At 63.0% G+C, this 21,596-nt stretch carries 13 protein-coding genes (1 of these 13 cut by a window edge); 6 read left to right on the top strand and 7 right to left on the bottom strand.

Annotation, left to right across the window (positions count from 1 at the left end; genetic code table 11):
• Window positions 1–27: 27 nt before the first annotated feature.
• From LT42_RS01490 to LT42_RS01465, 6 genes are all read left to right on the top strand, one after another.
• The gene (locus tag LT42_RS01490; protein WP_037009313.1) at window positions 28–873 is read left to right on the top strand and encodes an ureidoglycolate lyase; all 846 of its coding nucleotides are present in this window, start codon (window positions 28–30) and stop codon (window positions 871–873) included.
• Between the two features lie 230 nt (window positions 874–1,103).
• The gene (locus tag LT42_RS01485) at window positions 1,104–2,381 is read left to right on the top strand and encodes an L-fuconate dehydratase (protein WP_037009310.1); all 1,278 of its coding nucleotides are present in this window, start codon (window positions 1,104–1,106) and stop codon (window positions 2,379–2,381) included.
• Between the two features lie 162 nt (window positions 2,382–2,543).
• The gene (locus LT42_RS01480) at window positions 2,544–3,425 is read left to right on the top strand and encodes an amidohydrolase family protein (protein WP_037009309.1); all 882 of its coding nucleotides are present in this window, start codon (window positions 2,544–2,546) and stop codon (window positions 3,423–3,425) included.
• Entirely contained in the window at window positions 3,422–4,198 is a 777-nt protein-coding gene (locus LT42_RS01475; protein WP_037009308.1) for an L-fucose dehydrogenase, read from the top strand. The genes LT42_RS01480 and LT42_RS01475 overlap by 4 nt, the downstream gene beginning before the upstream one ends.
• A complete protein-coding gene (locus LT42_RS01470) occupies window positions 4,195–4,581 on the top strand; it encodes an L-rhamnose mutarotase (RefSeq protein WP_052074953.1) in 387 nt (128 codons plus the stop codon). Before LT42_RS01475 ends, LT42_RS01470 begins: the two co-directional genes overlap by 4 nt.
• A 189-nt stretch (window positions 4,582–4,770) precedes the next feature.
• Window positions 4,771–6,003, top strand: coding sequence for a sugar MFS transporter (locus LT42_RS01465; protein WP_052074952.1), 1,233 nt, complete (start codon window positions 4,771–4,773; stop codon window positions 6,001–6,003).
• A 939-nt stretch (window positions 6,004–6,942) separates the two neighbouring features.
• On the opposite strand, the gene fhuF is transcribed toward LT42_RS01465, so the two are convergent.
• The 7 genes from fhuF to LT42_RS01430 all read right to left on the bottom strand — a co-directional run.
• Entirely contained in the window at window positions 6,943–7,656 is a 714-nt protein-coding gene (gene fhuF, locus LT42_RS01460; RefSeq protein ID WP_037009306.1) for a siderophore-iron reductase FhuF, read from the bottom strand.
• Between the two features lie 39 nt (window positions 7,657–7,695).
• Window positions 7,696–8,529 (bottom strand): formyltransferase family protein, encoded by an 834-nt coding sequence (locus tag LT42_RS01455; protein ID WP_037009304.1) that lies wholly within the window; start codon window positions 8,527–8,529, stop codon window positions 7,696–7,698.
• Between the two features lie 11 nt (window positions 8,530–8,540).
• On the bottom strand, window positions 8,541–9,533 hold the full coding sequence (locus LT42_RS01450; protein WP_037009301.1) for a TauD/TfdA family dioxygenase: 993 nt from the start codon (window positions 9,531–9,533) through the stop codon (window positions 8,541–8,543).
• A 32-nt stretch (window positions 9,534–9,565) separates the two neighbouring features.
• Window positions 9,566–9,766, bottom strand: coding sequence for an MbtH family protein (locus LT42_RS01445; RefSeq protein ID WP_037009299.1), 201 nt, complete (start codon window positions 9,764–9,766; stop codon window positions 9,566–9,568).
• 1,223 nt (window positions 9,767–10,989) lie between these two features.
• Complete coding sequence (locus tag LT42_RS01440) at window positions 10,990–13,203, bottom strand: TonB-dependent siderophore receptor (protein WP_081955275.1); 2,214 nt, start codon at window positions 13,201–13,203, stop codon at window positions 10,990–10,992.
• A 163-nt stretch (window positions 13,204–13,366) separates the two neighbouring features.
• A complete protein-coding gene (locus LT42_RS01435) occupies window positions 13,367–14,809 on the bottom strand; it encodes an aspartate aminotransferase family protein (protein WP_052074951.1) in 1,443 nt (480 codons plus the stop codon).
• Window positions 14,802–21,596 carry the 3' portion of a non-ribosomal peptide synthase/polyketide synthase gene (locus LT42_RS01430; RefSeq protein ID WP_276209479.1) on the bottom strand. Its footprint extends 9,483 nt past the window's final position, so 6,795 of the gene's 16,278 nt are visible here — the last part of the coding sequence; its start codon lies beyond the right edge, outside the window; the stop codon is at window positions 14,802–14,804. Before LT42_RS01430 ends, LT42_RS01435 begins: the two co-directional genes overlap by 8 nt.

Raw genomic sequence — 21,596 nt, 5'->3', positions numbered from 1 at the left:
ACCGACTTCACGTCTAGAGGACACCCCATGAAACTGTTGCGTTACGGCGAACCCGGTCAAGAACGTCCTGCCCTGCTGGACAGCAACGGCGGCATTCGCGACCTGTCCGACCTGATCGGCGATTTGTCCGGCACAGCCCTGAGCCCGGAGAGCATCGCCCATTTGCAGTCGCTGGACCCAAATACCTTGCCGCTGGTGGAGGGCACACCGCGCATCGGCCCGTGTGTGGGCAAGATCGGCAAGTTCATCTGCATCGGCTTGAACTACGCCGACCACGCGGCGGAAACCGGCGCCGACATTCCCAAAGAGCCCATCATTTTCAACAAGTGGACCAGCGCGATTGTCGGGCCGAACGACAACGTGGAGATCCCGCGCAATTCGAAGAAGACCGACTGGGAAGTCGAGCTGGGTGTGGTCATCGGCAAGGGTGGACGCTACATCGACGAAGCCGACGCCCTGGAGCACGTAGCCGGCTACTGCGTGATCAACGATGTGTCGGAGCGTGAGTTTCAGATCGAGCGCGGCGGCACCTGGGACAAGGGCAAAGGCTGTGACACCTTCGGCCCGATCGGCCCCTGGCTGGTGACCCGCGACGAAATCGCCGACCCGCACCAGCTCAACCTGTGGCTGGAAGTGGATGGCAAGCGTTACCAGAACGGCAACACGCGCACCATGATTTTCCAGATCCCGAAACTGGTCAGCTACTTGAGCCAGTTCATGAGCCTGCAACCGGGCGACGTGATTTCCACTGGCACACCGCCGGGCGTGGGCCTGGGTATCAAGCCGGAACCGGTATTCCTGCGGGCCGGACAGCGCATGCGGCTGGGCATAGAAGGGCTGGGTGAGCAGGAGCAGTTGACGGTCGACGCCTGAGGCAGCTGGCGTAACCGGACAGCTGTCGACGCATTACCTGTGGGAGTGAGCTTGCTCGCGAAAAGGCCGGTAAATCCGCTGAATCTCTGCGGACAGGAATACCGCCTTCGCGAGCAAGCTCACTCCCACAGGATCTCCACCGACCCAAGATCATGCGGTGCGAAGAAGACAGGTTTTTCACTAATTCCAGGTAAGCCGCGCTGCCAATAACAACGCCAAAGGGACTCGCCATGACCACCATTACCGCTGTACGCGTCGAAGACATTCGTTTCCCCACCTCGCAATTGCTCGACGGTTCGGACGCCATGAACCCGGACCCTGATTATTCAGCGGCTTACGTCATTCTCGAAACCGATCACCCTACCCTTCAGGGCCACGGCCTGACGTTCACCATCGGCCGCGGCAACGAGATCTGCTGCGCGGCCATCAACGCGTTGGCCGGGATCATGGTCGGTCTGAAGCTGGAGTGGATCGCCGAAGACATGGGGCGCTTCTGGCGCCACGTCACCAGCGACAGCCAGCTGCGCTGGATCGGCCCGGACAAGGGGGCCATTCACCTGGCCACCGGTGCAGTGGTCAATGCCGCGTGGGACCTTTGGGCCAAGTCAGAGGGTAAACCGGTGTGGCAACTGGTGGCCGAGATGACCCCGGAGCAGCTGGTGCGCTGCATCGATTTTCGCTACATCACCGATTGCATCACGCCGGACGAGGCCCTGACGCTGCTGACCGAACGTGCCGAGGGCAAGGCGCAACGTATGCAGGCGCTGATGGCGGACGGTTACCCCTGCTACACCACGTCGGCCGGATGGCTGGGTTACCCGGACGACAAACTGCGGCGCCTGTGTCAGGAGGCGGTGGACGGTGGTTTTTCCCATATCAAACTGAAGGTCGGCCGCGACTTGCAGGACGACATCCGCCGCGTGCGCATCGCCCGCGAAGTGTTGGGGCCGGAGCGGCATCTGATGATCGATGCCAATCAGGTCTGGGAGGTCAACGAGGCCATTGACTGGGTCCGCGAACTGGCCTTCGCCGCGCCGTGGTTCATCGAAGAACCGACCAGCCCGGACGACGTCGAGGGCCACCGCGCCATTCGTTTCGGGGTCCAGCCGGTGAAGGTCGCCACGGGCGAAATGTGCCAGAACCGCATCGTCTTCAAGCAGCTGATCATGCGTGAGGCGATTGACGTGGTGCAGATCGATGCCTGCCGTCTGGGCGGGGTCAACGAGGTGCTGGCAGTGATGCTCATGGCCGCCAAATATCATCTCCCGGTGTGCCCCCACGCCGGCGGCGTCGGGCTGTGCGAGTACGTACAGCACCTGTCGATGATCGATTTTCTGTGCATTGCCGGCACCCATGAGGGCCGCGTGGTCGAGTTCGTCGATCACCTGCACGAGCACTTCGTCGACCCGTGCGTGATCCGCGACGCGGCGTACATGCCGCCCACCGCGCCGGGTTTTTCGATCGAGATGAAGGCCGCTTCGCGGGCGCGGTATGCATACAAAGGCTGAGCACATCGCCGGACCCTTGTAGGAGCGCGCTTGCCCGCGAATGCGTCCGACCAGACGCTGCTGAGTCGCCTGGCACATCGGGTTCGCCAGCAAGCCGGCTCCTACAAATTCGCGCCTCTGCGGAACTTGCGTCAGGCATGAAACGGACGGAGTACAACAACAATGTCGTCCCGACACTCAAGCGTTCCGGCATCCCCCTTGCGGGTGGATGCTCACCAGCATTTCTGGACCTACACGCCACAGGACTACCCGTGGATTGACGAGCGCCATGCGCCGTTGCAACGGGATTTCCTGCCGGATGATTTGAAGCCATTGCTGGACCAGCACGGCGTCGACGGCTGCATTGCCGTGCAGGCGCGGCAGAGCCTTGACGAGACGGGCGCACTGCTCGCCCATGCCACCACCCACCCGTGGATTCTCGGCGTGGTGGGCTGGGTCGATTTGCGCGCGGATGATCTGGACACGCAGCTGGCGCGCTGGGCAAACGCGCCGAAACTGGTGGGGTTTCGCCATCTTGTTCAGGACGAGCCCGCGCCCTCTCTGTTCCTTAAGGACCCGGCGTTCGCCCGTGGCATGCACCACCTGCAACGCCACGGCCTGGCGTACGACGTACTGATTAAAGACAAAGACCTGCACGCCGCTGCTGACTTCTGCCGACGTCACGATCAGCATCACCTGATCCTCGATCACCTCGGCAAGCCCGACCTGTCCCTGGAAGACCCCATCGCCTGGGCTGACCGTCTCGCCCCGCTGGCCGCCCTGCCCCATGTTGCCTGCAAGCTGAGCGGCCTGATCACCGAAGCAGACTGGCAACACTGGCGGGCGGTGGAACTGCTGCCCTATTTCTACCTGGCCCTCGAGCTGTTCGGTCCGGACCGGCTGATGTTCGGCTCCGACTGGCCGGTTTGCCAACTGGCCGGCAGTTACGGCCAGGTCCACCACCTCTTCGACACCGCCATCAGCAGCCTCTCCACCGCTGAGCAAGACGCGCTGCGCGGCGGCACCGCCCTTCGCCTTTACGGCCTTCAAGGAAACTGCCCATGAATCTGCATCTGCAAGACAAAGTGTTCATCGTCACCGGCGGCGGCTCGGGGATCGGCGCGGCCATCTCGCTGGGGCTGGCGGAGGAAGGCGCGATCCCGGTGATCTTCGCCAACCAGCCGCTGCCCGCCGAGCTGGCCGCTGAACTGGACCGACGCCAGCCGCAGACGCTGTTCGTGCAGGTCGAGCTGCGCGACGAGGCAGGCTGTGCAGCGGCAGTGAGCCAGGTGCTCGAACGGTTCGGGCGCCTCGACGGGCTGGTCAACAACGCCGGGGTCAATGACAACGTCGGACTGGACGCCGGCCGCAGCGCGTTTGTCGAGTCGCTGGAAAAAAACCTCATTCATTACTACGTCATGGCCCATCTGTGCGTCGATGCGCTGAAGGCCAGCAAAGGCGCCATCGTCAACATCGGCTCGAAAACCGCCCTCACCGGCCAGGGCGGCACCAGCGGCTACACCGCATCCAAAGGGGGGCAACTGTCGCTGACCCGGGAGTGGGCCGCGTCGCTGCTGGCCGACGGTGTGCGGGTCAACGCGGTAATCCCGGCCGAGGTCATGACGCCGCTGTACGAACGCTGGATTTCCAGCTTCGAGGACCCACAGGCCAAGCTGGCAAAGATTGTCGAGAAGATCCCGCTCGGCCAGCGCATGACCACGCCGACGGAAATCGCCGACAGCGTGCTGTTCCTGCTCTCCTCGCGCGCTTCACACACCACCGGGCAATGGTTGGTGGTGGACGGCGGCTATACGCATCTCGACCGGGCACTGACATGAGCAGCGATACGCGCAGTGACCTGGCCAATGACAGCAACGGACAACGCCTGTGCATGGCCCTGGACCTGGCCGATGACCCGGCGCTGATCGCCGAATACGAGCGGGTGCACCGGCGCATCTGGCCGGAAATCGCCGAGCACTTGCGCCGTCAGGGCGTGCTCGACATGCAGATCTGGCGACTGGGCACGCGGCTGTTCATGGTCATGGACACCACCGCGGCGTTCAGCGCTGAAGGAATGGATCAGGCATCGGCGGCCCACCCCAAGGTGCAGGAATGGGAGGCGTTGATGTGGCGGTTTCAGAAGCCGACGCCGTGGACCGAGCCCGGGAATAAATGGCAGCCCATGGCGCAGATTTTCAGCCTGGCAGATCAGCCGCCTTGAAGCGCTTCAATGTCAGGAGTGGGATTGCCCGCGATGGGGCCGGCACATTCAACCTCACTGGCGGCTGACATACCGCAATCGCGGGCAAGCGCGCTCCTGCAAGTCCTTGGAGTGATGCGACCCCCGGCGTTAACCGAACATCCGCTTCATCACGCTGCACGCTTTAACAACAACAATAAGGAGAGCGTTATGTTGACCAAAGACACCAAGATCCACACCCCGGTCTATCGCCACGCCGCGCCGTCGGTACGGGTGGCGTTGATGCTGGTGACCAGTCTGTTCTTTCTGTGGGGCCTGTCATATGGCCTGCTCGACGTGTTGAACAAGCATTTTCAGGAAACCCTGCACGTCAGCAAGGCCCAGTCCGGGCTGCTGCAGGCCGCCTACTTCGGCGCGTATTTCATCATCGCCTTGCCCGCTGGCCTGCTGATGGATCGCTTCGGCTATAAGGCCGGGATCCTGCTGGGGCTGTGCCTGTATGCCGCCGGCGCGTTGCTGTTCATGCCTGCCGCCAACGCGGCGAGCTTCCCGTTTTTTCTGTTTGCGCTGTTCGTGATTGCGCTGGGGCTGGGCTGTCTCGAGACCGCCGCCAACCCTTACGCCACCGTGCTGGGTGACCCAAAGGGCGCGGAGCGACGGCTGAACCTGGCGCAATCGTTCAACGGCCTGGGGCAGTTCGTCGGGCCACTGCTCGGCGGCGCGTTGTTCTTCGGCGGCAGCAATGCCGGCAGCGACAACAGTTCGCTGCAGACCACCTACGTGGTCATCGCCGTGATTGTGCTGCTGGTCGCCGCGCTGTTTGCCCGCACGCCGATGCCCGACCTGCGCGAGCAGGAGTCGAGCCTCCAGCGCGGTGACAGCAAGACGCTCTGGCAGCACCGCGAGTTTGTCGGCGGCGTGGTCACACAGTTTTTCTACGTCGCGGCGCAGGTGGGCGTGGGCGCGTTCTTTATCAACTACGTCACCGAACACTGGGCCAGCATGACCAGCCAGACCGCCGCTTACCTATTGTCGGTGGCGATGATTTGCTTCATGTGTGGACGGTTTTTCAGCACTTGGTTGATGGGCCGCATCCCGGCGCAGCGGCTGCTGATGGTCTATGCGTGGATCAACGTTGCGCTGTGTGCAGTGGTGGTCAGCGGCGTGGAAAGCGTGTCGGTGGTGGCGCTGGTGGCGGTGTTCTTCTTCATGTCGATCATGTTCCCGACGATCTTCGCCATGGGCGTGAAAAACCTCGGCCCGCACACCAAGCGCGGCAGCTCGTTTCTGATCATGGCCATCGTGGGCGGCGCGCTGATGCCGTATTTCATGGGACTGGTGGCGGATCACTTCTCCACAGCGCTGGCGTACCTGCTGCCGCTGGGGTGTTTTGTGGTGGTGGCGTTTTATGGACGCAGCGGTTTGACCGGGCGTGAGGCGTGATTGTGGGACCGGCTTTAGCCGGGAAGAGGCCAGTGACATCACCCTCACTTTTGCGACGTGACGACTGGCGCTTTCCCGGCTGAAGCCGGTCCCACAAATCGGGTTTTAGGCAGTGCCAGTCGGTGTGCGCGATGCCCCTGTGGGACTGGCTTTAGCCGGGAAGAGGCCGGTGGCATCAGCCTCAGTCTTGCAGCCTGACGACTGGCGCTTTCCCGGCTGAAGCCGGTCCCACAAATCGGGGTTTTAGCCAGTGCCAATCGGTGTGCGCGATGCCCCTGTGGGACCGGCTTTAGCCGGGAAGAGGCCAGTGGCATCACCCTCACTTTTGCGGCGTGACGACTGGCGCTTTCCCGGCTGAAGCCGGTCCCACAAATCGGGGTTTTAGCCAGTGCCAATCGGTGTGCGCGATGCCTTTGTGGGACCGGCTTTAGCCGGGAAGATGCCAGTGACATCACCCTCACTTTTGCGACGTGACGACTGGCGCTTTCCCGGCTGAAGCCGGTCGCACAAATCGGGTTTTAGGCAGTGCCAGTCGGTGTGCGCGATGCCCCTGTGGGACTGGCTTTAGCCGGGAAGAGGCCGGTGGCATCAGCCTCAGTCTTGCAGCCTGACGACTGGCGCTTTCCCGGCTGAAGCCGGTCCCACAAATCGGGGTTTTAGGCAGTGCCAGTCGGTGTGCGCGATGCCCCTGTGGGACTGGCTTTAGCCGGGAAGAGGCCGGTGGCATCAGCCTCAGTCTTGCAGCCTGACGACTGGCGCTTTCCCGGCTGAAGCCGGTCCCCACAAATCGGGGTTTCAGCCAGTGCCAATCGGTGTGCGCGATGCCTTTGTGGGACCGGCTTAAGCCGGGAAGAGGCCGGTGGCATCAGCCTCAGTCTTGCAGCCTGACGACTGGCGCTTTCCCGGCTGAAGCCGGTCCCACAATGTGTGCGCGGTCAGTCAGGACAGCGGGCAGTTGCTGCAGTAGTCAAGGCTGTCGACACGGTAGCGGATGCAGCATACTCGGCGTTGGCGCTTCAGTTCGCTTTGCCCGTGTACCTTCATATAGCACACGGGTTGGTAAAGCGGATTGCGGCGGCCGTCCGGCAAATGTCGGGCGTTGAGTAACTGGCGGCCGTGACTAAGATCGGCATGGGGCATCGCGTTTGCCAACACCCCCAACAGCCATTCGAAGTAGTTGCCGGCGTTGCTCCACAGCACTTTCGGCGACAGGCGCACGTGGCGGGCCAATGCTTCGATGAACGGCCTGAGGTGATGATTGAGCAGCCCGTCGAAGCGCTCGAAAGAGTTCACCGGAGCTGGCGCCCAGCGCTGCCCCGAATGAGGTAATTTGAAGGCGGCAGGCAGACCGCTTTCGTCAAGGATCAGTTGCAGGCGATCGAGTTGCAGCGGCAGACGATGGTCGAGGATCAATGACGCAGCCACCACCGGCGGGATCAGTTGGATGAAGTAGTACTTGCTCCAGATCGACGCCAGCCCGCGCGGGTCGCTGTCGGGGTAGGCAGCGCCGAACCCCGTCAGGACATCGTTCAGGTAATGGCCGGTGAGGAACGTGAGAATAGGCACGCCCTCACGGGGATCGTCGGGCAGCACCAGAACATCGCGGTAGTGCTCGAAGTCACCGATGAACAGCGGCGCCAGCGCAGGTATCACGCCGAGACTCGCTGTGCTGGTGCGATCAGCCGCATGGCGTCAATGAGACTGCTGCCGTGCCAGTACCCACAACCCCTGCTCCAGCGCCGGAAACAGGCTGTTGTTGAAGTTGTTCCAGCGCAACTCAAGGATGGTGTCGTCCGGCGCGATGGGGGTGTCGAGCACGTCAAACACCACCTCCCCCGAATCGATCCCGTTGTCGACGTAATGGAACGACGCACCGGTCATGTCCACCACCGGGATGTCGATCATCTCCCGCGTCGACCAGTTGACCACTTTCTTGCCGCGAGCCCCGTACAGCGCGTCCAGGGTGGCGTAGGCGCCGCGCCGTTCGTATGGCGATTCCAGCCGTGTGATGCCTGGGTGCACGTTGAAAATCCGTCGATGGAAATCAGCGCCTTCGCGCACCAGTTCGTCGAGGATCACCAGCAGTCCGTCCAGCACCACCACATCGGCTTTCAAAGCGTGGAGCCTCTCCCCCAGCCGGCGCTCAAAATCGGCTTTGCCCGCCAGCCGCGCGCTGTCGCCCAAAGGCAGGGCGCGATAGCTCGACGGCACATTTTCCAGCAAATCGTCCACCTTGCGTCCCTGCACTGTCAGGCCCGGCGGATAGAACCAGTGCGCGCCCTGCCCCGGCGCAAAACCGTAGTCCTTGATGCTCTCCCGGTCGCGGGCGGACTCGGGGTTTTCGTCGTAGATGATTGCTTCCAGCGAGTAGTGGTCGCCCAGCGCCGTGGTGTTGAGCGCGTTGACCAGATACTCCAGCGGCGAAGTCATGTAGCGCTGCTCGCCGTGGTAATCGACGTATTGACCGGCCTTGTCGGCGGCTGCGTTACGCAACGACCAGATGTAAACAAGCTTGGTTTTGGGCATGGATGTCGGACTCAAGTGAGCGTGTGCAAGGTGTGGCCGCTGACGCCTTCGGCCATCGCGACCACCACTTTGCGTTCGCCGGTGAAGGGCTTGCGCGAGTGCGCGGTGAGCATGTTGTCGAGCATCAGCACGTCCCCGGTCTGCCAGGGAAAGACCACTTCGCACTCAGCGAGCACGCCGCGAATTTCCGCCAGCGCATCGGCTTCCAGCGGGCTGCCGTCGCCGTAATAGACGTTACGTGGCAAGCCTTCTTCGCCGACGGTGTCGAGGAGGATTTCCTGCATTTCCTCGTCCAGATTCGATAGGTGAAACAGGTGCGCCTGGTTGAACCAGACCCAGTCTTTGCTGCGTGGGTGTTGCGCCACGCCCTGCACCAACTGACGGGTGCGCAGGTCGCCTTCTTCGTTCCAGTCGCACTGAATGCCACGGGTGCGGCAGTACGCTTCGACGTCGCTGTGACGGTCGGTGTTGAACACCTGTTGCCAGGTCAGGTCGAGGCCGTTGCCGTAGTTGCGCACGTACATCAGGCGCTTTTCTTCGAAGCGTTTGCGCAGCGCCGGACTGATGCGCTGGTACACGCGACGGCTGTCGGCAATCGGCGTCTCGCCTCCGCTGACAGCGGCTTTGGCGCAGTAGAAGAAGATGCGCATGGGCCATTCGGTGGTGTAGGCCTGTTCGTTGTGCAGCGGGATCGAGCGGTGCGCCGGGTATTCGGTGGAGGTGTAGACGCCTTTGCCGTCAACCTGCGTGCGCGGCGTGGAGCCGAATTCATAGTTGAGCAGCGGATGGCCAAAAGAAGCGGCAAAGCGCTGGAAGCCTTCAACGCCTTCGCTGCTGAACCCGCTGAAGAGGATGGCGCCGTCGCGCTCCAGCGACTGGTCGACGATGTTGCGCAGGGCGTCGAATTCGGCGGCCAGGCTGACCCCGGGCTGGGCGGGCTGGATGCGCAGGGGGAAGCCGGCTTCAAGGCGCAGGCGGTCGGGCGCAAGCATGCGCATGTTCATGGGTTGTACGCTCCCTGGGGATGGTGGAGGGTTCAGGCCATGGCCTTGCGCAGGCTGAGGGGGCGCATGTCGGTCCAGACGGTTTCGATGTGGTTGAGGCAGGTTTGTTTGTCGCCTTCGACGCCGGTGCTTTTCCAGCCTTCAGGGATGGCTTTGTAGTCGGGCCAGATGGAGTACTGTTCTTCGTGGTTGATGACGACCAGGAAGCGTGTGTTTTCGCTGTCGAAGCTCATGGTTAAACCCTCGTGGTGTGGATGGGCGCAGGTGAGCGCGCCCTTACCTGAAAGACGAATGAGGGCACCAAGTGGTTAGTTTTTTTTGTGAAAACATTTTGAAGATCAAGATCAAGGGCGTCTGCTTGGGGGCAGACTGTTTCGCCTTCGGCGAGTTACTTTTAAAAAGCACTAAAAGTAACCAAAAGTGCCTGCCTGGTTAGGTCCCTCCTTCGTCGGGATACCCTCACTCCGGTCTTGCTCCGTGGGCCCGCGCCGAACGGGCATCCTTGCCCTGACGGCGCTCTCGCCGCATCCATGCGGCTCGGCCCACTGCGCAAGACCTGCGTTCAGCCTGCACCCAAGTCGCGATTGGGGTGACTGGACTGGCTGTGTACGAAGATCAAGAGCAGATCCAGAGCAAATCAAGAGCAAATCAAGGGCAGATTGATGATTGTTCCCATGCTCCGCGTGGGCATGCCGCTCTGGACGCTCCGCGTCCGGCCTGGTGACGTGACGCGGAGCGTCGGGGGATGCATGCTAACGCGGAGCGTGGGCACGATCGGAATGGTGTCGGAGGATGAATGCAACTCGACTGTAGGAGCCGGCTTGCTGGCGAAAGCATTTGTTCAGCCAACATCTTCATACCTGCCCCGCCGCGTTCGCCAGCAAGCCGGCTCCTACAGAAACCGCGTTCAGGCAGCCGCATCTGAAAAGCGTGGGGGGAACGATCAACAGCAACAGCATTCGCGAGCAAGCTCGCTCCCACAGAGAGGGGGTGTGGGCAGCAGAATGTGGGCGACTGGGCTGGCCTCTTCCCGGCTGAAGCCGGTCCTACAAAAGCATCGCAGGCGTCCAGTGGGATTGGCGGTGACCTCGACCGTAGGACCGGCTTCAGCCGGGAAGCTTTTGATCTGCGCAGCGCTTTTGATCTTCATACGCAAAAGGCTCAAACACCACACATCGCGACTTGGGTGCAGGCTGAACGGAGGTTTCGCGGAGTGGGCCGAGCGGCGCGGCATGGATGCCGCGAGAGCCGCCCCCCGCCATGGATGGCGGATGGCGGCGGGCCCACGGAGCGAGACCGGAGTGAAGGAACCCCGACGAAGGAGGGGCCTAACCGAGAGCAGGCACTTTTGGTTACTTTTGGTTACTTTTGGTTGGTCCGGCTCCCGGTTTTTTAAAAGTAACTCGCCGAAGGCGAAATGCTCTGCCGTTAGGCAGAGCCGCTCTTGATCTTCGGATTACCAGCGAAACGCAACCGTACCCATCACCGTCCGCTCTTCACCCCAATAACACCGACCCGCGTTATTGCAGCCGCTCACAAACTCCTTGTCGAACAGATTCTTGGCGTTCACATCCACCGACCAATGCTTGTCGATGTCATACCCCACCAACGCATCCACCAGCGTCACATCGCCCGTCTTCAACTTCCCGTACAGACTCGGCGCCGTATACGCGAACGTGTTGTCGAAATAACGCACCCCGCCGCCTACGTGGAAACCGCTCAACGGACCGTCGAGGAAGCGATACGTCGCCCACGTGCTCGCCTGATTACGCGGCACGCCCGTCAACTGATGATCCTTGAACAACGACCCCGCCGTGTCCTTGGTCACGCGCGCATCGGTGTACGTATAAGAAGCCGTCCAACTGAGGTTCTTCGTCACATCACTGTTCACCTCAAGCTCAACGCCCTTCGACTCGGTCTTGCCGACCTGGCGGCTGAAACCGGTGCTGTCCGGCACCACATCGTCGGTTTTGGTGAGATTGAACACCGCCGCGCTGAAGGTCGTGTTCCAGCCCTTGGGCTCATACTTCAGGCCCATCTCGTACTGCTCGCTCTTGATCGGATCGAACAGCCCCCCGGTCGGGGTCGACGATTGCTGCGCCGGGGTAAACGCCGTGGAATAACTGACGTATGGCGACAAGCCGTTGTCGAACTGATACATCAGCCCGGTTTGCCAGCTGAACTCGTTGTCCCACCCGTCCAGGTCGGTACCGGCTACGGCGGCGCTGCCTGCGCGCCGAGCGCTGGCGCGGTTACGGTATTCACTGTGAACCCAGTCCTGACGCCCGCCGGCCAGGAAAATCCAGTTGTCGTACTTGCTTTGCAGTTGCGCGTAGGTGCCGTACATGTGCTGATCGAGTTGCGAGTTCTGCACGTACTGCGTGGTGTTCGGCGTCACCGGCGAAAATACCGGATTGAAGACGTTGTAGGTCCCGCCTAGCCCGGCATCCCAGTCCTGATTGAACGAGGTGCGATCGTAGCTCGCGCCCAGCAGTACGGTGTTTTCCAGCGCACCTGAGGTGAAGTTGCCTTCGAACTGGTTGTCCACCGAATAGGTGATCGACTTGTTGTCGCGGTCGTAGGCCGTGCTGCTCAGCGTGGTGCCGAAACCGCGGTTGTTCAGGTTGTTTGGCCAGGTCTCGTGACGGTCCAGACGCGACTGCATGTAGCGCGAGTTCTGGCGGAACTGCCAGGTGTCGTTGAGCTGATGCTTGAACTCATACCCCAGGGTCCAGGTTTCGCGCTCGAAGTCATCCCAGTTCGGGTTGCCGTTGAACTGATCCTTGCCGATCTTGCCGTTGGGGTTGTTCAGCAGCGTGCCCGCCGCCGGGTAGCCCAGCAGCAGTTTGGTGCGGTCGCGCTGGTAAGACGACAGCAGCGTCAGCGCGGTGTCTTCGTCGAAGTTGAAAGTCATCGACGGCGCGATGTAGATACGGTCGTCCGGCACCGAGTCGACCTGGGTGTCGGCGTTGCGACCGAGCATGACGACGCGGCCCAGAATACGGTTGTCGTCGGTCAGCGGGCCGGACACGTCGAGGGACAGCTGTCGGCGGTTGTTGCTGCCGTAACTGAATTTCGCTTCGCCCTGCGCAGTTTCGGTAGGCCGTTTGCTGACCAGATTGACCAGCCCGCCTGGCGCGTTTTCGCCGTACAGGATCGAGCTCGGCCCGCGGAACACTTCGGTGCGCTCCAGGCCATAGGGTTCGGTGGTGGTGTCGTAACGATTGCCCTGCAGACGCAAGCCGTCCTTGAGCAGGCCATAACCGTAATCGGTGGCGTTGTAGCCGCGAATGAAGAACAGGTCACCGGCCAGGGCGTCGCCGACTGCAAACGGCGGTGCGAAGATGCCGGGGACGTAACCGAGGATGTCGGTCAGGGTTTGCGAGCCTTGATCCTGGATGCGCTGGCGAGTCACCACCGACACCGAGCGTGGGGTTTCCGACAGTGGCGTGCTGGTCTTGGTGCCAGCGGTGCTGTTTTTCACCTGATAGCCCACGGTTTCCTGCCCTTCGGGCGCTTCACCGGTGACCATCGAATTCTGCAGTTCGATGGTGGCGCCCTGTGCGTTGACCGGCGCTTCTGCGGCCCAGGCCGAGCCGTGGCAGGCGACTGTTGCGACCAGCGCTGCCAAGGCGTTCACCTTGAAAAGACCCTTATTGTTGCTCGCCATCCGAACTCCCCCTCCCTTGAAATTACACGGGGCCACGCCCCAAAGTTTTGCCTGCATGTGTCAAAAAAGCGTGAAAATGTAACAAAGAACGTTTCTCATTACCATTATTATTCTTGGCTTTTGGCGAATGGCCATCCCTGGCCTCGCTGTTGTTTCGCGGGCGTTACAGGTCGATCAGGGGGTGCTGCAAAGCAGCGTGAACGGCGGCGGCGAAGATGTCGGCGATCTGGTCGATCTGCGCAGCCGTGACAATCAAGGGCGGCAGGAAGCGGATGACCGAGGAGTGACGCCCGCCCACTTCGATGATCAACCCGCGCTGCAGGCATTCGCGCTGCACCTTCGACGCCAGCGCGCCGTTATGGGGGAAGTGGCCCAGTGCGTCGGGACGGCCATCGAGGTCGACCATTTCCACCCCCAGCATCAGGCCCATGCCGCGCACATCGCCCATCTGCGGGCAGTCTCTCTGCAGCGACCGCAGGTGGCCGATCAGGCGCTCGCCCATGGCAGCAGCGTGCAGGTCCAGCTGCTGTTCGCGGACGATGCGCAACGTGGTGGAGCCGGCGACCATGGCTAACTGATTGCCGCGGAAGGTGCCGGCGTGGGAGCCCGGTTTCCACACGTCCAGCGACTGGTTGTAGACCACCACCGCCATCGGCTGACTGCCACCGATGGCCTTGGACAGCACCAGCACATCCGGCACGATGCCCGCGTGTTCAAAGGCAAACGGTTTGCCAGTGCGACCCACGCCGCACTGGATTTCGTCGAGAATCAGTGGCACGCCGGCGTCACGGGTGATGCGTCGGATTTCGCGCAGCCAGTGGGCTGACGTGGGCACGACACCGCCCTCCCCCTGCAGGGTTTCCAGAATCATCCCCGCTGGCGGAAGCACACCGCTTTCCGGGTCGGTGAGCTGGTTCTCGATGTAGTGCAGACCGATGCGTTCGCCTGCGTCACCACCGACCCCGAACGGGCAGCGGTAGTCGTAGGGAAACGGCAAAAACTGCGCGCCACCGCCCATGCCGTCCAGATAGGTCTTCGGTCCCAGGTTGCCCATCAGCGCCAGCGCGCCCTGGGTCATGCCGTGGTACGCGCCGTGGTACGCCATCAGGTTGCTGCGGCCGGTGGCGGTGCGGACCAGTTTCAGCGCCGCTTCGACGGCATCGGTCCCGGCCGGGCCACAGAACTGAATGCGCGCGTCTTTGGCAAATTCAGCCGGCAACAGCGCGAACAGTTCGTTGATGAAATCGTCTTTGGCTTCGGTCATCAGGTCCAGCGTATGCAGCGGGCGCTGGCCGTCGAGGGTGTCGCGCATCGCCTGGATCACCTCCGGGTGGTTATGCCCAAGGGCCAGCGTACCGGCCCCCGCCAGACAGTCGATGAACCAGCGCCCTTCGCTGTCCTGCACGTGAATGCCTTGAGCGCGCTTGAGTTCCAGGGGGATGCGCCGCGGATAGCTGCGTGCGTTGGATTCCACGGCCGCCTGGCGTTCCAGCCGCGCGGTCGGGGCGAACCGGTAATCGGCGTTGGCCAGCGCATGCTCAGGGCTGTTCGACAGTGACTCGCTGGCGCGCGCGGCGATCGGTGTCACGTTGTATTGGCTATGCATGTTCGTGCTCCTGGAAATCGTGTGAATGTGGGCGTTCGCTGACCTGCACGAGGGCCTCGGCAAGCTGCGTGATGAACTGCTGATCACGGACGATCGAAAGGTGGTCGGCGTCGATCCAGGCCGAAACCTGCAAGCGAACGCCCATGCCCTGCTCCAGAAGAGCCGGTGCGTTATCGTTATTTTCCGGCGAGCGCTCGGCCCACCAGGCGTACACCGGCACGCTGAGGGCGTGGATCTTGTGGCACTGATTGGCCAGTTGGCGCATGTGCCGTTCGACGCCGAGCAACTGTTGCCAGTGGGCGTCGGCTTCCAGGCCCCCGTCATCAGCGTCGAGCGCCGAGGTTTCAGGAGCGAGGCTTTCCGGCATCGCAGGACGCGGCTGACCGGCGCCCGGCACGTAGCCGTCGATCAGGCCGACGAACTCCACGCGCTTACCAAGGCGAGTCAGCAGTCGGGCCATTTCCAGCACCAGGGTTCCGCCCATCGACCAACCGATCAGTCGGTACGTGCCGGACGGCTGCTGTTCGAGCAGGGCCTTGACGTAGTCGCGGGCCATTTGTTCGATGGAGGAGTCACGCCACTCGCCGTCCAGTACCTGTCGGTTTTGCACGCCCCAAACGTCCCACTGCGCAGACAAACGGCGCGCCAGTGCGTAGTAACCGACCAGCGTGCCGCTGACCGGGTGGACGCAGAACACCGCCGGTTTATCGCTGGCGCCGCTGCTCAGGCGAAGCAACGGGTTCGGTGCGCCTTCGTGGCGGATGCCTTGGCGACGGCTGCCCGCGTTGCCGACGCCCTCGCCACTGGCAGCATGGCTTTGCGTCGTAGCCGGTTGTGCAGCAGGCAGGCTGTCCAGCAGCGCGATCAAGACCTGGTGATACGCTGCTTGCAGCCGCTCGATGGTCTGGCGCTGGTAACGCTGACCGCTGAAGCGGAACGTCAGCCCCAGCTGCCCGGCGAAGACCTGGCCGTTTATTTCCAGCTCGCGGTTGAGCGGCGTCGCAGGGTCTACCAGCGTGCCGGCCGAGACCTTCGAAGGGGTAAAGCGTCCATCGCCCAGGTCCTGATCGAACTGCCCCAGGTAGTTGAAGACCACCTTGGGCTCGGGCAGCGCGGCCAGGGCCTGGCGTGCCGAGTCGCTGCCCAGATAGCGCAACAGACCGAAGCCGACGCCCTTGTCCGGCAAGCCACGCAGGCTGTCACGCACGCCGACGAGGGTCTGGCGGATGTCGTTTGCAGCACGCACCCGCAACGGGAACAGGCTGGTGAACCAGCCCACGGTGCGGCCGACGTCCAGACCATCAGCCAGGGCTTCGCGGCCGTGACCTTCCAGCGCGATGAGGTTGTCATTCTGGCCAGTCCAGCCCTTCAGGGCGTCGGCCAGCACCGCCAGCAGGATTTCATCGGTACGCGCCCCCAGTGCCGCCGGGGCCTCACGCAACAGCCGACGGGTCAGCCCCGTGTCCAGCAGCAGTTCACACTGCGCAAGGTCCTGTTGCGTGGCGCGCCCTTCGGGGTGGTCGACAGGCCAGACCGACGCGACCGTACCGACCTGATCCAGCCAAAGCCCGACTTGCGCCTGCCGCTCGGCGCCCTGCGCAGCGTCGACCAGATGCCTTGCCCAGCGTTGGTAGCTGCTGGACTTCGGCCCGAGATCCACCGCGTTGCCAGCCGCCAATTGCGTGTAAGCCCGGGCAAGGTCCTCCAGCAACACGCGCCACGACACGCCATCGACGACGAGGTGATGGGCAACCAGCAACAGCTTTTGCCCCTGCGCCGTCTGCGCCAGCACCACGCGCAACAGCGGACCGTCATGCAGATCAAGGCTGCGCTGGGCCTGTTCGCAGAGCGCGGTCATGGCGCGGTCGTCGGCCACGTCCCGCAGCCAGAGGCCGTCAGCGGCAGGTGTCTGGCGGTGCGTCTGCTGCCAGCGCCCGTCCTGGGCGTGGAAGCTCAAGTTCAGCGCGTCGTGGTGAGTCAGCAGCGCCTGCACGGCCTGGCGCATCAGTTCGCCTTCCAGCGGCCGCCGCACATCCAGCAGCAACGCCTGATTGAAGTGCGCGCGGTTGGCCATCGGCTGTTCAAAGAAGTGCGCCTGAATCGGCGTCAACGGCACGGGTCCGCTGGGCGTTTCCTCGGTCAACGGGATGGCGCTGGCGTCGATGGCGGTGAGGCGCAGGGCCAGGTCCATGAGCCGTGGATGACTGAACACGTCTTTGGGCAGCAGCTTGAGCCCGACCTGGCGCAGACGGGTGATCACGGCCAGTGACTGAATGGAGTCGCCGCCGAGCTCAAAGAAGCTGTCGCGTCGACCGGGTTGCTCCACCCCAAGCAATTGCTGCCAGACCTTCGCCAGCTGCACTTCGCGCTCGCCCTGGGGCGCTTCAAACGCCTGCGTGCTCAGTTGCGGATCGGGCAGCGCGTTGCGATCGAGCTTGCCGTTGGGCAACTGCGGCAAGCGTTCCATGACGATGATATGCGCGGGCACCATGTATTCCGGCAGCGTGGTTTTCAGCTGTTGCTTGAGGCTGTCTTCGGCCAGGCCGTTGCCGTTGCCCCCGACATAACCCAGCAAGATCTTGCCGTTTACGCCATCGCGCACGATGACCAGTGCCTCGCGCACGCCGTCGCAGCCTTTCAACGCCGCTTCGATTTCGCCGGCTTCGATGCGGAAACCTCGAATCTTGATCTGGTGATCGATGCGTCCCAAATATTCCAGCAGCCCTTCGCTGTTCAGTCGTACCCGGTCGCCACTGCGGTAAATGCGCTCGCCGGCGCGGAACGGGTGCGGCAGGAAGCGCTCGGCAGTGGCGCCCGGACGGTCCAGATAACCCCTTGCGACGGCGCCGCCCAGATACAGCTCACCGGCGATGCCTTGAGGCAACGGGTTCAAATCCGCGTCCATCACGTAGCCCTGACGATCACCGACCAGATCACCAATCGGCGCATAGGCGGTGGTGAAGTCGGCAGTTTCGGCGGAGGCCAGCCACAAGGTCGGCGTGACCACCGTTTCGGTCGGGCCGTAGCCGTTGATGATCCACAGCGGCTGCAGGTTGCGGATCACGTCATGCAGCATCTCGCGGCTGAAGGCTTCGCCGGCGAAGCAATAGGTCTTTACCCCTGGCCCTTTGCCCCGCACACCGGCCCAGTCGGACAACTGACGCAGGTAGCTCGGCGGGAACGACGCCACGGTGATGCCTTCGCGAATCAGCGTGTCGTAGGTCTGTTCAACGCTCCACAACTCCTGATCGCGCAGCACCACGCGGGCGCCGTAACACAGCGGCATCATCCAGCCTTCGTGGGCGCCGTCGAAGCTGATCGACAGGAAATGAAACTTGCGGTCTTCGGGTGTGAAGCGGTAACGCTCGCCGATGGTCTGGATGTGCATCGAGATGTCGGCGTGGGCGATGGCCGCGCCCTTGGGCTTGCCGGTCGAGCCCGAGGTGTAAATCAAGTAGGCCAACTGCTGGGGGTGAATCACCACGTCGGGCGCCGTGACCGGTTCAGATGAACAATCCAGCGTGTCCAGATTGAGCAACGGCACGTCGCCCACCGGCACACGGTTTAACGCCGCATCGTGACTGATCAAAAGCTTCACGCCACCGTCTTCGAGCATGTAGCGCAGGCGCTCGGTCGGGTAGTCCGGGTCCAGCGGGATGTAGGCCCCGCCCGATTTCAGCACGGCGAAGAATGCCACCCACAGATCAACCCCCCGCTCCATGGCAATCGCCACGCGCACTTCGGTGCCGATGCCTCGCCCACGCAGGGCATGGGCCAGTTGGTTGGCGCGACGGTCGAACTCGGCGAAGGTCAGGCGTTGCTCGCCATGGACCAGCGCGATGGCTTGGGGACGAATGCGCGCGTGCTCGGCAATCAGCTCGTGAATCGGGCGGTTCACGTACGGCGAGAACGGCGGCGTGTTCCATTGATCCAGAGCCGCCAGATCGCTTTCGCCGAGCAACGGCAGATCGCCGATGGCCGTCTGCGGGCGGGCGCAAATCCCTCGCAGCAGCGTGACCCATTGCTCATGCAGCCTCGCCACGGTAGCCGCGTCGAACAAGTCAGTCGCGTAGTCGAGGTAGCCGCTGATACGGCCGTCGCCGTGTTCGAAGGTCCCCAGGACCAGGTCGAATTGCGTGCCCTTGATGTCCCACTGACGAGCCTCGCAGCGCAAGCCGTCGAACTGCAACAACGACATGTCCGGCTGCTGCTGGTGGTTGTAGCTGACCTGGAACAGCGGGTTGACGCTCAGGCTGCGCGCCGGTTGTAACGCTTCCACCAGTTGTTCGAACGGCAGGTCCTGATGGGCATGCGCACCGAGCAGGTTGTCTTTGACCTGGGCCAGCAAACCGGTAAACGGCTGCTCCCCGCTGACCTGCGCACGCAACACCAGGGTATTGACGAAGAAGCCGATCAGGCGCTGCGTCTGCACCTCGGCACGCCCGGCCACCGGCACACCAATGCGCAGATCGCGCTGGCCGCTGAGGCGATAGAGCAGCGTATCGAATGAGGCCAGAAACACCATGAACAGCGTGGCGTCGTGAGTCCGCGCCGTCTCTCGCACCGCCTCTGCCAAATCCTGAGGAAGGACGAACGCATGGCGCCCGCCTTTGCCGTCGCGTTCAGCGGGACGCGAACGGTCCGCCGGCAATTCCAGCACTGGCTGCTCATCACCCAGCGCCTCGCGCCACCAGTTCAACTGGCGCTCACGCTCGGCGCCGCTCAAGTGCTCGCGCTGCCAGGCGGCGTAGTCGGCGTACTGCACACTTATCTTCGCAAGCTGCAGCTGCGCAGGTTGCACGTCGCTGCCTTGGGCGAACCCGCGATACAGCGCGGCGAAGTCTTCGAGCATGACCTGCACCGACCAGCCGTCGGAGATGATGTGGTGCATGCACAGCAGCAGGCGCCACTCCTCTTCGTCGAGCCGCACCACGGCCACACGCCACGGCGCGCGCTCGGCGTCCAGATCGAACGGCTGATTCATGAAGCCCTGCGCCAGCGCCTCGAACGCCTGCTGCGGATCAGCCTCGTTGCGCAAATCATGGCGCACGACAGGCACATGGCTGACCGGCAAAATCCGTTGCTGCGGCAGCGCATCCCCGCGCTGCGTCGACGCCGGGCGGAAGCAGGTGCGCAGGCTCTCATGACGGGCGGCCAGTGCATCGAAGGTCTGCTGCAGGGCATCGAGTTTCAGTGCGCCGCGCAGCTCAAGCACGCACGGCAGGTTGTACGCGACGCTGTCCGGTTCCAGTTGCGCGAGGAACCACAGGCGCTGCTGGGCGAACGATTGCGGCGCGAATTCCCGGTCGATACGCGGACGCAGCGCCGGCATCGACGTGGCGACGGCCCGGGTGCTCAGGTACCGCGCCAGATCCGCCAGCCGTGGCGCATCGAACAGCGCACGCAGCGGCATCTCCAGTTGCAGGTCACGGCGAACCTGCGCCACCAGTTGAATGCCCAGCAACGAATGGCCGCCGAGGGCAAAGAAATTGTCCTGACGGCCGACCTGGGGAACGCCGAGCAGGTCTTGCCAGAGCAACGCCAGTTGCGCTTCGACTCCAGGCAGCGGGGCTTCAAAAGCCCGCTGCTGAATGTGTGGGTCTGGCAAGGCCTTGCGGTCGAGCTTGCCGTTGGCCGACAGCGGCAGGCTGTCCAGGGTCACGAAATGCGCCGGCACCATGTAGTCCGGCAGGCGCTTTTTCAGCTGCTCGCGCAGGTGTTCTTCGTCGAGTTCATCAGCGACGAGGTAGCCGACCAGCTGCATGCCGGTGGCCAGCTCGCGAGCGATCACCACGGCTTCACGGACGGCCGGGTGATCGAGCAGCGCTGATTCGATTTCGCCGATTTCAACGCGCAGCCCGCGCAACTTGATCTGGTGATCGAGACGGCCGAGGTATTCCACCACGCCGTCGGCACGCCAACGCGCCAGGTCGCCGGTGCGGTACAGGCGCTCGCCGCTGCCAAAGGGGCTGGCGACGAAACGCTCGGCAGTGAGACCGGGACGCAGGTGGTAGCCGCGCGCGAGGCCCGCGCCGCCGATGTACAGCTCGCCCGGTACGCCGATGGGTTGCGGGTTCAAGCGACTGTCGAGGATGTGAATCTGCAAATTGCTGACTGGCGCGCCAATGGGTACCGACGCGCCCGGCTCGTCAACGCAGGTCCAATGGGTGACGTCGATGGCCGCTTCGGTTGGGCCGTACAGATTAAACAGCCCGGCGTTAGGCAAGCGCCGCAGGGTGTCGCGCGCCAGATCGGCGGGCAAGGCTTCGCCACTGCAGACGATGCGCTTGAGCGAGGCGCAGCCGCTGAGATCGTCCTGCGCCATGAAGGCAGCAAGCATCGACGGCACGAAATGCAGCGTGGTGATCTGTTGCTGTTCGATCAGGGCTTTCAAAACCCGCGGATCGCGATGATCCCCCGGCTGAGCAACCACCAGACGTGCGCCCACCATCAGCGGCCAGAAGAATTCCCAGACCGAGACGTCGAAACTGAACGGCGTTTTTTGCAGCACCGCGTCGGATTGATCGAGCCTGTAAGCGGCCTGCATCCACGCCAACCGGTTGAACAGCGCCGCGTGGGTGTTGCCGGCGCCTTTCGGTTTACCGGTCGAACCCGAGGTGTAAATCATGTAGGCCAGTTGCTCGGGGTGCAGCTCGACCTTCGGCGCGCTGAGCGGATAATCCGTCAGCGCCAGATGATCGAGATTGAGCACGCGCAAGCCTTCAACAGCCGGTAGACCGTCGATCACAGCATCGTGGCTCAGCAACAAGCCAATGCCGGCGTCTTC

It is taken from the genome of Pseudomonas lutea, from assembly GCF_000759445.1.
Classification (GTDB): Bacteria; Pseudomonadota; Gammaproteobacteria; order Pseudomonadales; family Pseudomonadaceae; genus Aquipseudomonas; species Aquipseudomonas lutea.
The sequence above is the reverse complement of the archived record's forward strand: the minus strand, read 5'-3'. Positions and strand labels throughout refer to the sequence as shown.

Excerpts from the sequence above, each read along its gene's own strand:
- LT42_RS01490 (WP_037009313.1), top strand. The coding sequence starts at position 28 with ATGAAACTGTTGCGTTACGGCGAACCCGGTCAAGAACGTCCTGCCCTG.
- LT42_RS01485 (WP_037009310.1), top strand. The coding sequence starts at position 1,104 with ATGACCACCATTACCGCTGTACGCGTCGAAGACATTCGTTTCCCCACC.
- LT42_RS01480 (WP_037009309.1), top strand. The coding sequence starts at position 2,544 with ATGTCGTCCCGACACTCAAGCGTTCCGGCATCCCCCTTGCGGGTGGAT.
- LT42_RS01475 (WP_037009308.1), top strand. The coding sequence starts at position 3,422 with ATGAATCTGCATCTGCAAGACAAAGTGTTCATCGTCACCGGCGGCGGC.
- LT42_RS01470 (WP_052074953.1), top strand. The coding sequence starts at position 4,195 with ATGAGCAGCGATACGCGCAGTGACCTGGCCAATGACAGCAACGGACAA.
- LT42_RS01465 (WP_052074952.1), top strand. The coding sequence starts at position 4,771 with ATGTTGACCAAAGACACCAAGATCCACACCCCGGTCTATCGCCACGCC.
- LT42_RS01455 (WP_037009304.1), bottom strand. The coding sequence starts at position 8,529 with ATGCCCAAAACCAAGCTTGTTTACATCTGGTCGTTGCGTAACGCAGCC.
- LT42_RS01450 (WP_037009301.1), bottom strand. The coding sequence starts at position 9,533 with ATGAACATGCGCATGCTTGCGCCCGACCGCCTGCGCCTTGAAGCCGGC.
- LT42_RS01445 (WP_037009299.1), bottom strand. The coding sequence starts at position 9,766 with ATGAGCTTCGACAGCGAAAACACACGCTTCCTGGTCGTCATCAACCAC.
- LT42_RS01440 (WP_081955275.1), bottom strand. The coding sequence starts at position 13,203 with ATGGCGAGCAACAATAAGGGTCTTTTCAAGGTGAACGCCTTGGCAGCG.
- LT42_RS01435 (WP_052074951.1), bottom strand. The coding sequence starts at position 14,809 with ATGCATAGCCAATACAACGTGACACCGATCGCCGCGCGCGCCAGCGAG.